The following is a 13995-nucleotide window of genomic DNA, read 5'->3' as shown; positions in this document are numbered from 1 at the left end:
GCCTCACTATCTTGCGGGAAACCGATGACAGTTTGCTTACGTTGACAGTCGCTTGCGGTGCGAGCGACACAGGGTTGCATGAATCACAACCTGACGTCAGCAACATCCTTCAATATCTTGAATGTCAGATGCATTTCGCGCCCCTGCGACAATGAGTCACAGGGGCGCGAAAGAAGATCGTGATCCGTCACGCAGAAAATTGCCGCCAGGGAAGGTGTGACGCACGGTCAGCCCTCCCCTGCTCACCCATTAGTGGATATGGCCGAGAATGCCGTCCAGCTCATCCAGACTGGTGTAGGAGATGGTGACCTTGCCCTTGCCGCTCTTGCCATGACGGATGTTGACGGCGGCGCCCAGCTGCTCCGAGAGGCGCGTTTCCAGACGCTGGATGTCGGCGTCCGGTCGTGCCGGCGCCGGCTTGGACTGTTCACCCTTTTGCACGCTTTTCACCAGTGCTTCGGTCTGGCGCACGGTCAGCTCGCGCTCGACCACTTCATGGGCCAGCTTGCGCTGGCGTGCCGGGGTCAGGCCGATCAGGGCACGCGCGTGCCCCATGTCGAGCTCACCGCGCTCCAGCAGGGTCTGCACTTCCTGTTCCAGCGTCAGCAGCCGCAGCAGGTTGGTGACCTGGGCGCGTGAACGCCCGACGGCGTCGCCCACCTGCTGCTGGGTCAGCTCGAATTCCTCAAGCAGACGCTTGAGCGCCAGGGCTTCCTCGACCGGATTGAGGTTCTCGCGCTGGATGTTCTCGATCAATGCCAGCGCAAGCGCGATCTCATCGCTGATGCCTTCGCGGATGACGGCAGGAATGGTATCCAGCTCCGCCAGCTGCGAGGCACGCCAGCGGCGCTCGCCGGCGATGATCTCGTAGCGCCCCTCCCCCACCGGACGCACCACGATGGGCTGCATCACGCCCTGAGCCCGGATGGAATCCGCCAGCTCCTCGAGCGCTTCCGGCTGAATGTCACGCCGTGGCTGATACTTGCCACGCTGCAACTGCCCGAGCGGCAGGCGCTCGAGGCGCTCGCTAGGCAATTCCGCCGTGGCAGCGGCCGGATTCGCGGCCAGCGCGGCATCCGGTGACGCATCGATGGCGTCGCCATCGACAGTTTCTATATCGGCTTCGACATGGCGGCGGCGGCTTCCGGCGCCAATCAGGGCATCCAGGCCCCTTCCCAGGGCACGCTTACGCGTCATGGACCTTCCTCGGTGAAGTTACAGCGAGAGACGACGAATCAATTCCTTGGCGAGCACCCGATAGGCCTGGCTGCCACGCGACAGACGCGCATACTTGGTCACCGGCAGGCCGTGGCTCGGCGCTTCCGCCACCCGCACGTTGCGCGGAATGGTCGCCTTGATCAGGGTATCGCCAAAGTAATCGGAAAGTTGCTTGCTGACATCGCGGGTCAGACTGTTGCGAGCGTCGTACATGGTACGCACGATCCCGAACACGTCGAGGGCCGGATTCACGTTGCCTTGAATCTGCTCGATGGTATCGAGCAGCGCTGACAGACCTTCCAGCGCGTAGAACTCGCACTGCAGCGGGATCAGCACGCCATGGGCGGCGGTCAGGGCATTGACGGTCAACATGTTGAGCGAGGGCGGGCAGTCGATCAGTACCACGTCATATTCCGCGGCGATCGGCGCCAGAGCTTCCGTGAGGCGGCGCTCACGCCCCTCGACACCGAGAAGATCGACCTCGGCGGCGGTAAGGTCGCCATTGCCGGGCAACAGGGCGTAGCCGGCATCGGGACAATCGAGAATCACGTCACTGGCACGCAGCTCGCCCAGCAGCACATCCAACACGCTACCTTCGAGGTCGTGCTTGTCGATGCCGCTGCCCATGGTGGCATGGCCCTGCGGGTCGAGATCGATCAGCAGAACGCGGCGATCGAGTGCCGCCAGCGACGCCGCCAGATTGACGGCAGTGGTGGTCTTGCCGACGCCACCCTTCTGGTTGGTCAGCGCGATGATCTTGGTCACGAGTGACTTCCTTGGTTCCTTGAGAAGCGGGGCCATTGGCACCAGCCACATGCTCACGAGGACAGATCAATGATCTGCCCTCGTGAAAACATCAGGCTGCCTGCCTTTTGCGCCCGGCACAATCCCTGCGCACACCTTGAGGCGCTTTATCAGTCGCGCTTGAGGCGCAGAAGGTGGCGCTCCCCTTCCTCGCCTGGCACTTCCAGCACCAATGTCTCGACCAGCGAGACACCCATCGGCAGGCGGGCAATCTCATCACTGGGGATGCGCCCTTTCATGGCCAACCATTCGCCGCCCTCGGCGAGCACGGCCGCTGACAGATTGACGAAGGCATCGGTATCGGCGAAGGCACGCGAGATGATCTGTTCGAACGGCGCGCCATCATAGGCTTCGATACGGACCTGGGTCGGGCTCAGATTCTTGAGGCCCAGTTCATGGCCGGCCTGAATCTGGAAGCGCACCTTCTTGCCATTCGAATCCAGCGGCACGACGGCGATGTCGGGACGCATGATCGCGATCACGATGCTGGGCAGGCCCGGGCCGGCGCCGACATCCAGAAGGCGTGGCCCGCTGATATAAGGCAGCACACTGAGGCTATCGAGCAGATGGCGAGTCACCATCGCCTCCGGCTCACGTACCGCGGTGAGGTTATAGGCGCGATTCCACTTGTGCAACAGCACCAGCAGTGTCATCAGCTGAGCATGTTGTTCCTCGCTCAACTCTACGCCCATGGCGCTGGCACCGCGGCTGAGCAGCTGAGCGCAACGTTCACGCTGGGTCTCGTTGAGCGTCTGGCTCATTGCGCGACTCCCGTGTCAGTTGTTGCGGCATCTGCGGGTGTCTCCGCCTTGATCAGCTGACGCTTCTTCAAGTGAATCAACAGGATGGAGACGGCTGCCGGCGTGACACCGGAAATACGGCCGGCCTGGGCCAGCGTCGCCGGGCGCGCTTCGTTGAGCTTCTGCTTGATCTCGTTGGAGAGACCATCGACGGAATCATAGTCGAGGCTGGTCGGCAGTTCGGTGTGCTCGTGACGGCGCAGGCGGTCGATCTCCTCCTGCTGACGCTGGATATAGCCTGCGTACTTGGCAGTGATCTGTACCTGTTCGGCGATGCGCCAGTCGTCGACCCCTTCCCCTTTCAGGTCTGCCACATCCGGATACTCGAGCTCCGGACGCTTGAGCAGCTCCATCAGGCTGGCTTCGCGCTTGAGCGGCGAGCTGAGCTTGTCACTCAACGGGGCCAGCTCCGGACTCTTCGGCGTCAGCCAGGTGCTCTCGAGACGTGCGGTCTCGCGGGCGATGGCTTCACGCTTGCGATCGAAGGCTTCCCAACGGGCGTCATCGATCAGGCCCAGCTCGCGCCCCTTGGCGGTCAGGCGCAGATCGGCATTGTCCTCACGCAGCAACAGGCGATATTCGGCGCGCGAGGTGAACATGCGGTACGGCTCGCGCGTGCCGAGGGTGATCAGGTCATCGACCATCACACCGGTGTAGGCCTCGTCACGCAGCGGATGCCAGGACTCGTCGTCAGTGGCGCGCAAGGCGGCATTGACGCCCGCCAGCAGCCCCTGGGCACCGGCTTCTTCATAGCCGGTGGTGCCATTGATCTGACCGGCGAAGTAGAGGTTCTTGATGAAACGGGTCTCCAGGGAGTGATGCAGGTCCTGGGGATTGAAGAAATCGTACTCGATGGCGTAGCCGGGACGCGTGATGTGCGCGTTCTCCATGCCACGGATCGAGCGCACCACCTCGAGCTGCGTATCGAAGGGCAGCGAGGTGGAGATGCCGTTGGGATACAGCTCATGGGTATTCAGGCCTTCCGGCTCGATGAAGACCTGGTGGCTGTTCTTGTCGGCGAAGCGATGCACCTTGTCCTCGATGGACGGACAGTAACGCGGCCCGATGCCATCGATGACGCCGGAGTACATCGGCGAGCGGTCGAGATTGGCGAAGATGATCTCGTGAGTGCGCTCGTTGGTGTGCGTGATGTAGCAGTTGACCTGCTCCGGCTGCATCTCACGGCTGCCCATGTAGGACATCACCGGTCGCGGCGTGTCACCCGGCTGGGCTTCCATCTTGCTGAAGTCGACGCTCTTGGCATCGATGCGCGGCGGGGTGCCGGTCTTGAGGCGATCTACCCGGAACGGCAGTTCACGCAGACGTGACGCCAGCCCATTGGCGGGCGGATCACCGGCGCGACCACCGGCATGGTTGTCCAGACCGATGTGAATCACGCCGCCGAGGAAGGTCCCGGTCGCCAGCACCACCGTGGTGGCGTGGAAGCGGATCCCGGTCTGGGTGACGACACCCCGCACGGTCTCGCCGTCGACGATCAGGTCTTCCGCACCCTGCTGGAACAGCGTCAGGTTCGGCTGGTTTTCCAGCACGTTGCGGATCGCGGCCTTGTACAGCGCCCGGTCAGCCTGGGCGCGAGTGGCACGCACTGCCGGCCCCTTGCGGGCATTCAGGGTACGGAACTGGATACCCGCCATGTCGGTGGCCAGGCCCATGGCGCCGCCCAGCGCATCGATCTCCTTGACCAGATGGCTCTTGCCGATCCCACCGATGGCGGGATTGCAGGACATCTGGCCCAGCGTCTCGATGTTATGGGTCAGCAGCAGGGTCTGACGGCCCATGCGGGCAGCAGCCAGTGCGGCTTCCGTACCGGCATGACCGCCGCCGATGACGATCACGTCAAAGCGGTTCGGGTAATCCACGTTGGCACCTCGGGGTATCACGAAACTTGGGTGAAGCGCTGTTCGCTGGTTGGCGAAGCAGGCAAATCGGCCAGGCAGGGCGATGAATCGATGCCTGGATGAATCAAGGTCTGCCAGACGGCATGGCGAATGATGTCCGTCGCCGAAGGCATGTGCTCGACCGGTGAGGGAGCTTGCAAGCCAGCAGGATGACGTCCGGGCCGCACAGTATAAACCGCCTGTGGGTAAGCGTCAGGAGTTTTCCACAGCGCCGTGCCCTGGCAGGTCATGAATGAATGCCCGGGTTGTTTCTACTCAGGCATCAATCCACACCGTGACGATTCACGAGTCTTGCGGATACGACACGTCGATTTTCCGCCGAGGGATGTGCTGACCGACAGCCGTTCGTTATCCCGAACACTTCGGGTTCGGTGAGTTCACGTCAGGTCGATCGTGAGGTCTCGGTCCGTCCTTCGGGTTTCCGGATAACAAGATTATATAAAGAAAAGAAAAAGGGGTTCTGTTGATGTTGTAACTACTGTTGTGGACAAAATCAGTGGGAAATCGACTTTATCCGTTACAAATCAAAAGCTTACGATGTTGATATAGTTGGGGAGAAAATGCGGAGTACCTGAGGACGTCACCGGTCGCTTCCTGTGGATGAAATGCGCCCTTGTCCACAGCCCCGATTATCCCCTGATTCATACCGAGCTGGTACCCGACTTTTCTGCCCTGCTGTGCACAAGTTGCGTTGTTACCCACAACCCCTAGTGCTGCATGGCCTGACGGCAAGAAGGCCGCGGATAATGCCGGAAAATGTCCACAGAGGCAAATGTCGATTTCCTGCGCTGGCCAAAGCTGTAGACAGTCATGGGATAAGTGGTGCGTGAATGCCTACAGCCCTCGCCAATGGTGCCAATGACGCGATGCGTCCCAGCCTGTGGATACTTTTTCGCTTGTCTTGCCCGTATCGGCCGCTGAGATTGCCTGAACGCTGTCCCGGCGGCTCACGGTGCACGTTATCCTCGTGTGGTTTTCCGACTAGGCCCCTGATTTATCCCTGCTTTTCACACGCTAAAGCGACGCTTGAGTGAGGGCTGCCAGGCGGGGAAAGCGACATTCGTTCGAGCGTCGAGGCGTGTTTGCGTGACCTGGCAAGGGGGTGGCCGGGGCCAAAAAATTCGTTTTTTTCTTCTCGAAATGCCGACAGTAGGCGTGGAGGGAGAAGATTTTTCATCGTTTGGCGATCCGCAGGGCTCGCAAGCCTCTCTGAGGACAAAAAAATGCCCCTACCTGACGGTCGGGGCATGCCCGCTGCCATGCGTGCAGCGGGTGGGACATCACATGCTCAACGCGTGTCCGGACAGTGGCTCAGCTAGCTTTCCGGAAGACGCTCAGTGAGACAGTACGCGGGCCAGGAAGCTCTGGGTGCGTGGATGTTGCGGCGTATCGAAGACCTGCTCTGGCGTGCCTTCCTCGACGATGCTGCCCTGATGGATGAACACCACCCGGTCTGCCACTTCACGGGCAAAACTCATTTCATGGGTGACGATCATCATCGTCATGCCTTCGCGGGCCAGCTTGCGCATGACATCGAGCACCTCACCGATCATTTCCGGGTCCAGTGCCGAGGTGGGCTCATCGAACAGCATCAGGCGCGGTTCCATCGCCAGTGAGCGGGCAATGGCCACGCGTTGCTGCTGGCCACCGGAGAGTTGCCCCGGGTACTTGTCGGCCTGCTCGAGGATATTGACCCGCTCGAGCAGCGTATCGGCTTGCTGCTCGGCCGCCGGACGCGAGGTGCCGCGGACCTTGATGGGGGCCAGGCTGACGTTGTCACGCACGCTCATGTGCGGAAAGAGATTGAACTGCTGGAAGACCATGCCGACTTCGGTGCGTATCGCCTTGAGCGCCCTGTGGCTCTTGCCGTGGGGGATCAGCGAGTGCCCATCCACCTCGATGTTGCCGTCCTGAAACTCCTCCAGGCCGTTCACGCAGCGAATCAGTGTCGACTTGCCGGAGCCACTGGCCCCGATGATCACCACCACCTCCCCCTGGGCGACCTCGAGCTCGATGTCCTTGAGGACATGCAGGCTGCCGAAATGCTTGTTGAGCTTGTGCATCTTCACGATGGCAGTCATGGGGCGCTCCGAACCGGCGCTGCATGCCGGATGGTCGTCAGAGAAATGAGATCAGGCAGAAGGAGAGGTGGCGCGGCGATATCCGTCACGTTTGGGGGGCAGAGAGACATCATTGGCCCACCAACCCGCGGCGCTCGAGCATCCGCAAGCCAAATGACAGGCTGAGGGTGATCACCAGATACAGCAGCGCAACCATGAAGTAGGTTTCCAGCGCATTGAAGGTCGTGGCGATGTAGATCTGCCCCTGACGCACCAGCTCACCGACGCCGATCACCGAGAACAGCGAGGTGTCCTTGATCGAGACGATGCCCTGGTTGCCAAGCGCAGGGATCATGCGGCGCAGCGCCTGGGGCCAGATGACATAGCGGAAGGTCTGCGGGGTGGAAAGGCCGAGTGACAGGCCGGCTTCCCGCTGGCCCCGGGCGATGGACTGCACGCCACCGCGCACGATTTCCGAGATATAGGCCGCCGAGTTCAAGGCGATCGCGGCGATGCCGGCGGTCAGGGCATCGATGGGGCCACCGATGATCTGTGGCAGGCCATAGAAGATGAAGAGCACCTGGACGAGTACCGGGGTGCCACGGAAGATCTCGATATAGGCGGTGGCGACCCAGCGCAGGATCCGGCTGGGAGACAGGCTCAGCAGTCCGAACAGGATGCCGAGCACGAAGCCGATGGCGAGGCCACCGAAGGATATGGCGAGGGTCCAGGGAATGCCCTCGAGCAGGTAGGGCACCGAATTGAGTGCGGCCTGCCAATCAAACTGGAACTGAACGTCCACGGGGGGCTCCTTGGCACGAACCTCTCATGCACCGCTGGGCGCGCCGGAGGTTCGAGACGACCGACATTCCGGCAGGCTGTCGCTGCCGAAATGTCGTGATGATGATCTGTACTACGTTCTGCACTACGCGATGTGGGGCGTCCGAGGCGAGTCGAAAGCGGCTTACTGGCTGTCGCCGGGCATGGCGCCGAACCACTTCTGGTAAATCTCGGCATAGCTGCCATCGGACTTCATCTCGGCCAGCGCCTTGTTGGCGGCCTCGGTCCACTCGCTGCCTTCGGTGAAGGCGATACCGTATTGCTGGCCTTCATAGAGCGGCCCCACCGTCTTGACGCGTCCATTGCCCTTGGTCTTGGCGAAGTAGCCGACGTTGGGGGCATCGTAGAAGACGGCATCGACGCTGCCGGACATCAGGGCCATGTACATGTCGGCGCTGCCCGGATAAGGCGTGATGGTGGAGTCACCGAGGTTGGCGGTGAGATAGTCGTAACTGGTGGATCCGATCTTGGTACCGACCTTCTTGCCTTCCAGGCCCTCGATATCCTCGATGTCGCCGTTGTTGGTCGAGGTCAGAATCTGCAGGCCGGAGTCATAGTAGGGATCGGTGAAGTCGACGATCTTCTCGCGTGCTTCGGTGATGGTGATGCCGGCGATGGCGACATCGACGCTACCAGTCTGCACGGCCGGGATGATGCCATTGAAGTCCATGGTCTTGAGGTCGATATCGAAGCCGGCGCGCTCGCCGATGGCATTGAGGATGTCGATATCGAAGCCGACCATCTCGCCACTTTCCTGATCGAGCATCTCGAAGGGCACGAAGCTCGGGTCGGTCGCCGCCTTGAGGGTGACGGCATGGGCAGCGCTGGCCATGAAGGTGGCGGCCGCAAGGCCAGAGAGGGAGGCCAGCAGGTGGGATCTGCGCATTTTACATTTCTCTTTATATTTAGATTTTAGGATGTATAGCGTTTTTAGATTGACGAGCGCACCGGGCCCCGTCAAGTCTGCCGCCGCTGCCATACCGCGAAGGGAAGCTCGCAAGCCACTGAGATGACAAAAAAATCGCCCCCTACCAGGAACCGGTAGGGGGCGATCAGGCGCCAGCAAGGCGCCAATGTCGTGTGCGGGGCGTGTCAGATCCTCACGGTCAGATCCTCAATGATCAGACCATGAAGGAAGATCCGCAGCCACAGGTGCTGGTGGCATTGGGGTTCTGGATAATGAAGCGGGCGCCTGCCAGACCTTCCTCATAGTCGATCGTCGAGCCGACCAGATACTGGTAGGACAGCGGGTCGATCACGATGGCGGCTTCGCCCAGCTCGACCACGGTGTCGTCATCGGCCAGATCGGTGGCGATATCGAAACCGTACTGGAAGCCGGAACAGCCGCCGCCAGTGACGTAGACCCTGAGACGCAGCTCCGGGTTGGCTTCTTCCGCGCGCAGCGCTGCAATCCGGGCACTGGCGCGCTCGGACAGGTACAACGGCGTGGGGATGAAGCTTTGTGCTTCGCTCATGCGGGCCTCCTGGAAGGAGTCGGAGGCCGGACGCTGAAGACAGCGCCCGGCACGGTATAGAGAACGGAATGACGGCTATTATCCCTATATCCGAGCAAAAGGGTCAACTTTGTCTGACGTGCAGCCTTGCGGGCGTACGCTGGCGGTTCAGGGCATCATCGCCGGCGCACCGATCCCCATCATCTCATCGAGACCGAACATCAGATTGAGGTTCTGGATGGCCTGGCCTGACGCGCCCTTTACCAGGTTGTCGATCACCGACAGCACCACCAGGGTGTCGCCGTTGCCCGGACGATGCAGGGCGATGCGGCACAGGTTGGTGCCCCGCACACTGCGCGTCTCCGGATGGCTGCCCAGCGGCATGACATCGACGGCGGGGTGGTCGGCGTAGCGCTGTTCGAACAGCGTCTGCAGATCTTCCAGCGTGCCGCTGAAGCCGCTCAGACGCGGATAGAGGGTGGAGTGGATGCCGCGAATCATCGGCGTCAGGTGCGGGACGAAGGTCAGACCGACCGCGCTGCCGGCTGCCAGGTCCAGCCCCTGGGTGATTTCCGGCAGATGACGGTGGCCGGAGGCGCCGTAGGCCTTCATGGACTCGCCGGCTTCACACAGCAGAGAGCCGACCTTGGCACCGCGACCCGCGCCGGAGACGGCGGACTTGCAGTCGGCGATGATGTTGTCGGTCTCGATCAGGCCGGCTTCCAGCAGCGGGATCAGGCCCAGCTGCACGGAGGTCGGGTAGCAGCCCGGCACCGCGATCAGGCGTGCTTCGCGGATGGCATCGCGATTGACTTCCGGCAGGCCGTAGACGGCTTCGCCGAGCAGCTCCGGCGCGCCATGCGGCTGGCCATACCACTCGGCCCAGACGTCGGCGTCCTTGATGCGGAAGTCCGCGGACAGGTCGATGACACGCGTGCCGCGTGCCAGCAGATCGCCAGCTAGGGCGTGAGCGACACCGTGAGGCGTGGCGAAGAATACGGCGTCACAGGCGGCCAGCACGTCGGCATCCGGCTCGCTGAATGCGAGAGTGTCGTAGTGGCCGCGCAGATTGGGGTACATCTCGTCGACACGCACGCCTTTCTCGCTTCGCGAGGTGATCACGGTCACTTCCACCTGCGGATGGCTGGCCAGGAGCCTGAGGAGTTCCACTCCGGTGTAACCGGTGCCGCCGACGATACCTACCTTGATCATGCTGCCTCCCCGCCTTCGGGCGGTGTCCTGTTGATGCGAGATGTAATCTTGTGTCCGATCTGCTGCTGCGACCTTTGGTGGCCTGTGCGCGAGACAGGCGTTGCGCCATGCTGTGCCGAGGTTGTCGGATTGCGCACGGTCGCGACGGTTCGCAATCGATATGATACACAGGTGTCAGGCGGGCAGTAATGCGCTGCCGACATGGATGTCCTCTGTCATTGCCAGTGCCTTCAAGGAGTCGTGAGTGTCACGCCTGACGCGTCCGCATCTGCCTCGTCCCAGTCTCGACAATTTTCGGCGCAAGCTGGCGGCGGTCGATGCACTCCCGCAACTGTGTCTGCTGGGGCTGGTGGCAGGGCTGCTGACCGGCTCATTGATGGTCGGTTTCCGCCTGCTGTTGAGTGCCGGTGCTCTGGGCTTCATGCCCGATGACAACCCGGAGAACTTCGAGGGACTTGCCCCCTGGGTGCGCGCGTCGCTGCCGCTGCTGGCGGTGCTGGTGATCGGCATCGTGCTGGGGCGACAGCATCCGGCGCAGCGCAAGCTAGGCATCGGTCATGTCATCGAGCGCCTGACCTACCATCAGGGCAAGATGCCGCTGCGTGCCTGGCTCAATCAGGTCGTGGTCGGGGTCGCGAGCGTGCTCGGCGGCTTGTCGGCGGGGCGTGAAGGCCCGGCGATCCACCTGGGTGCCGGTGCCTCGAGCTGGATCGGCGAGCGCCTCAAGCTGCCCAACAACAGTCTGCGCGTGCTGGTCGCCTGTGGTACGGCGGCGGGCATCTCCGCCTCCTTCAATACGCCGATCGCCGGGGTCATCTTCGCCATGGAAGTGGTGATGATGGAGTACACCCTGATGGGGTTCATGCCGGTGATTCTGGCCTCGACCACCGGCGCGGTGGTCACGCAGATGGTCTACGGCTCGGCACCGGCCTTCGCGGTGCCGTCTCTGCTGCTGCATTCCCTGCTCGATCTGCCCTGGGTCATCGTCACGGCGCTGGTCATCGGCCTGCTGGCGGGGGGCTTCGTGCATCTGGCGCGTCAGCAGGCGCGCGTGGCACACCTGTCATGGGGGATGCGCATGGCGCTGGTCGGGGTCTCGACGGCCGTCGTGGCGTGGTGGTATCCCCAGGTACAAGGCATCGGCTATGACAGTCTGGCTCAGTTGCTCGACGGCCAGCTGGCGCTGGATATCCTGTTGGCGCTGGTGGTCGGCAAGCTGGTGCTGTCGGCACTGTGCGTGGCCTGTGGCGTGCCGATCGGCATCATCGGCCCGGTGGTGGTGGCGGGCGCCGCGGCCGGGGCATTGATGGGCATGCTGGGCGGCTGGCTGTTGCCGGACCAGGCCTCGGACATCGCGCTTTACGCCCTGCTCGGCATGGCGGCGATGATGGGTGCGGTGCTTCAGGCGCCACTGGCCGCCCTGATGGCACTGCTCGAATTGACGCATTCGCCGAATATCATCCTGCCCGGCATGCTGGCGGTGGTGGTGGCAGGCCTGACCTGTCGCCAGCTGTGTCACTGCCAGGGCTTCTTCATCTCGACGCTGACGGCGCAGGGACTGCATCCGCTCCAGCAGCCATTGATGCAGGCGCTGTCGCGGGTGGCGGTGCCGGCGGTGATGGAGCGCTCGCTGGTCAGCGTGCCGCGCCGCATCACGCGTGAACGTGCTCGCGCCCTGCTCGACAGCAAGCCGGTCTGGCTGGTGGTCACGCGCTCGACGCCGGAAAAGCCGATGGTCGCACTGCCGGCGGCGGATCTGGTGCGTGTGCTGATGGATGAGCATTGGCGGGAGCAGGAAGAGCTCGACCTGCTCGAGATCCCCGCGCAGCGTCTGGATCTCGCGCCCATCCACCTGCAGGCTACCTTGTCCGAGGCCTATGAGCGGCTGCTGCCCAGCGATGTCGATGCCCTCTATGTCGAGCACACCACCGCACCGATGATTCGCAAGATTTCAGGTATCATCACGCGGGATGCAATAGAGAGCTACTATCGCTATACGCCCTGAAGCACCTCGTGGCACCTGCTTCTCAGGCGTGAATTCACTTTGCGCACGCCTGGCCGCGACCGCATACCGCATGGGCCTTGGCGGTGTCACATGCCATCGTGGCGATCCGATTGCTTCATCCGCGCGTCCACTTTCTGACCTTCCCGACCCTGACTGACGGAGCTCCCTCATGTATCTGTGGATCAAGGCTTTCCATCTGATTGCCGTAGTGTGCTGGTTTGCTGCCCTCTTCTATTTGCCGCGGCTGTACGTCTATCACGCCCAGGCGCGTGATGCCGGCGACCACAAGGCCATCGAGTACTTCAAGACCATGGAGCGCAAGCTTTATCGCGGCATCATGATGCCGTCGATGATCGCGACCCTGGTGCTGGGAATCTGGCTGCTGGCGCTGGTGCCGAGCTTCATGAGCATGGGCTGGATGCACCTCAAGCTGACCATGGTCGTGCTGCTGGTCGGCTATCACCATGCCTGTGGCCTGTATCTGAAGCAGTTCGCCGCCGATACCTGCAAGAGAACCTCGCGCTACTTCCGCTTCTTCAATGAAGTGCCGGTACTGATGCTGGTGGTGATCGTCATCTGCGTCATCGTCAAACCGTTCTGAGGGATGGTTCAGCCATGACCGAGTGCTCAGCGCAACTGCCCTACGTGCTGGTATTGGCGGGGCATGATCCCAGCGGCGGCGCGGGTCTGGTCGCCGACAGCGAGGCGATCCGTGCCGGTGGTGGCTGGGCGCTGACAGTGCCGACGGCACTGACGGTGCAGAACTCCTGCAATGTACAGGCGGTGATTCCGCAATCGGGCGAGTCGATGCTCGCCATGGCCCGCACCCTGTGTGAGGACTTCCGCCCGGGCGCGCTCAAGATCGGTCTGCTCGCCAGCGAAGCGGCGCTCACGGCGTGTGTGACGCTGATCGAGGAACTCCAGCAGCGCTGGCCGGGGCTACCCGTGGTATGGGACCCGGTGTTGAAAGCGGGCGGCGGGCTGGAGCTTTCCACCGAGTCGCTCATCCATCAGGCGCGTGAGAGCTTGCTGCCGCACGTGGATGTGCTCACGCCCAACCGCGCGGAGCTTGCGCGGCTGGCGGCCTGCCCCGCGGGGACGGGCGACGGTCAACTCGCCGAGCATCTACTGGCGGCAGGCGCCGGGGCCGTGCTGGTCACCGGTACTGATCCTGTCGAGCGCGATGCTGACCCGCTGGGAAATGGCGCTGATTCGCTGGCTGAGCCGTCGGTGATCCATCGTCTGTATCGCCGAGATCATGCCACACTCGCACTGGACTGCCCGCGACTGACTGGCAGCTTCCATGGCAGCGGCTGCACGCTGGCTTCGCACCTGGCGGTGCGTCTGGCGCGCGGTATGACATTGCCATCGGCATGGCAGGCTGCCCAGCAGGCCACCTGGCAGAGTCTCGTCGATGGCCAGCAGCGTGGGCGGAAAGGTGCGTTGCCCGAGGCCCAGTTTCTGCCCTGGCGATAGCGCTATTGCCTCTTTCGATGCCGGCACCCCTTGCGCTCGCGCGGCTGCAACTCACCCGTGAGTCGCGTTAAGCTGTCGCCATCGACGGCATTCGGATTATCCACACCCCCCTTTGCCGCCCCGAGGCTATCGGGCCGTTTTTTTTGCTGTGGACAAGCTGCACTCACGTTATCCACAGCCTCTTTGTGTCTGATCACCCTTTCTCCA

At 62.5% G+C, this 13995-nt stretch carries 12 protein-coding genes; 3 read left to right on the top strand and 9 right to left on the bottom strand.

What is annotated here, in order from left to right:
- Nucleotides 1–249: 249 nt before the first annotated feature.
- From MKZ40_RS10625 to argC, 9 genes are all read right to left on the bottom strand, one after another.
- Nucleotides 250–1197 (bottom strand): ParB/RepB/Spo0J family partition protein, encoded by a 948-nt coding sequence (locus MKZ40_RS10625; RefSeq protein ID WP_175088903.1) that lies wholly within the window; start codon nt 1195–1197, stop codon nt 250–252.
- 18 nt (nt 1198–1215) lie between these two features.
- A complete protein-coding gene (locus MKZ40_RS10620) occupies nt 1216–1983 on the bottom strand; it encodes a ParA family protein (RefSeq protein WP_175088904.1) in 768 nt (255 codons plus the stop codon).
- Between the two features lie 149 nt (nt 1984–2132).
- Complete coding sequence (rsmG, locus tag MKZ40_RS10615) at nt 2133–2783, bottom strand: 16S rRNA (guanine(527)-N(7))-methyltransferase RsmG (RefSeq protein WP_175088905.1); 651 nt, start codon at nt 2781–2783, stop codon at nt 2133–2135.
- Nucleotides 2780–4702 (bottom strand): tRNA uridine-5-carboxymethylaminomethyl(34) synthesis enzyme MnmG, encoded by a 1923-nt coding sequence (gene mnmG / locus MKZ40_RS10610; RefSeq protein ID WP_175088906.1) that lies wholly within the window; start codon nt 4700–4702, stop codon nt 2780–2782. Before mnmG ends, rsmG begins: the two co-directional genes overlap by 4 nt.
- 1373 nt (nt 4703–6075) lie before the next feature.
- A complete protein-coding gene (locus tag MKZ40_RS10605) occupies nt 6076–6822 on the bottom strand; it encodes an amino acid ABC transporter ATP-binding protein (protein WP_054556363.1) in 747 nt (248 codons plus the stop codon).
- Nucleotides 6823–6931: 109 nt separating this feature from the next.
- Nucleotides 6932–7603, bottom strand: coding sequence for an amino acid ABC transporter permease (locus tag MKZ40_RS10600; protein WP_043331697.1), 672 nt, complete (start codon nt 7601–7603; stop codon nt 6932–6934).
- Between the two features lie 162 nt (nt 7604–7765).
- Complete coding sequence (locus MKZ40_RS10595; RefSeq protein ID WP_254627036.1) at nt 7766–8473, bottom strand: transporter substrate-binding domain-containing protein; 708 nt, start codon at nt 8471–8473, stop codon at nt 7766–7768.
- 289 nt (nt 8474–8762) lie between these two features.
- Complete coding sequence (gene erpA / locus MKZ40_RS10590) at nt 8763–9116, bottom strand: iron-sulfur cluster insertion protein ErpA (RefSeq protein WP_175088908.1); 354 nt, start codon at nt 9114–9116, stop codon at nt 8763–8765.
- Nucleotides 9117–9263: 147 nt separating this feature from the next.
- The gene (argC, locus tag MKZ40_RS10585) at nt 9264–10307 is read right to left on the bottom strand and encodes an N-acetyl-gamma-glutamyl-phosphate reductase (RefSeq protein ID WP_175088909.1); all 1044 of its coding nucleotides are present in this window, start codon (nt 10305–10307) and stop codon (nt 9264–9266) included.
- A gap of 253 nt (nt 10308–10560) precedes the next feature.
- On the opposite strand from argC, the gene MKZ40_RS10580 reads away from it, so the two are divergent.
- The 3 genes from MKZ40_RS10580 to MKZ40_RS10570 all read left to right on the top strand — a co-directional run bounded on the left by MKZ40_RS10580 (nt 10561) and on the right by MKZ40_RS10570 (nt 13788).
- Nucleotides 10561–12312, top strand: coding sequence for a chloride channel protein (locus tag MKZ40_RS10580; protein ID WP_175089065.1), 1752 nt, complete (start codon nt 10561–10563; stop codon nt 12310–12312).
- Nucleotides 12313–12481: 169 nt separating this feature from the next.
- Nucleotides 12482–12913: a protoporphyrinogen oxidase HemJ gene (gene hemJ / locus MKZ40_RS10575; protein ID WP_043331686.1), complete on the top strand. Its 432-nt coding sequence runs from the start codon at nt 12482–12484 to the stop codon at nt 12911–12913.
- Between the two features lie 14 nt (nt 12914–12927).
- A complete protein-coding gene (locus MKZ40_RS10570) occupies nt 12928–13788 on the top strand; it encodes a hydroxymethylpyrimidine/phosphomethylpyrimidine kinase (RefSeq protein ID WP_175088910.1) in 861 nt (286 codons plus the stop codon).
- Nucleotides 13789–13995 lie beyond the last annotated feature (207 nt).

The sequence above is a fragment of the Cobetia sp. BMC6 genome, assembly GCF_029991385.1.
Lineage (GTDB): Bacteria > Pseudomonadota > Gammaproteobacteria > Pseudomonadales > Halomonadaceae > Cobetia.
This window is presented reverse-complemented; position numbering and strand designations above follow the sequence as displayed.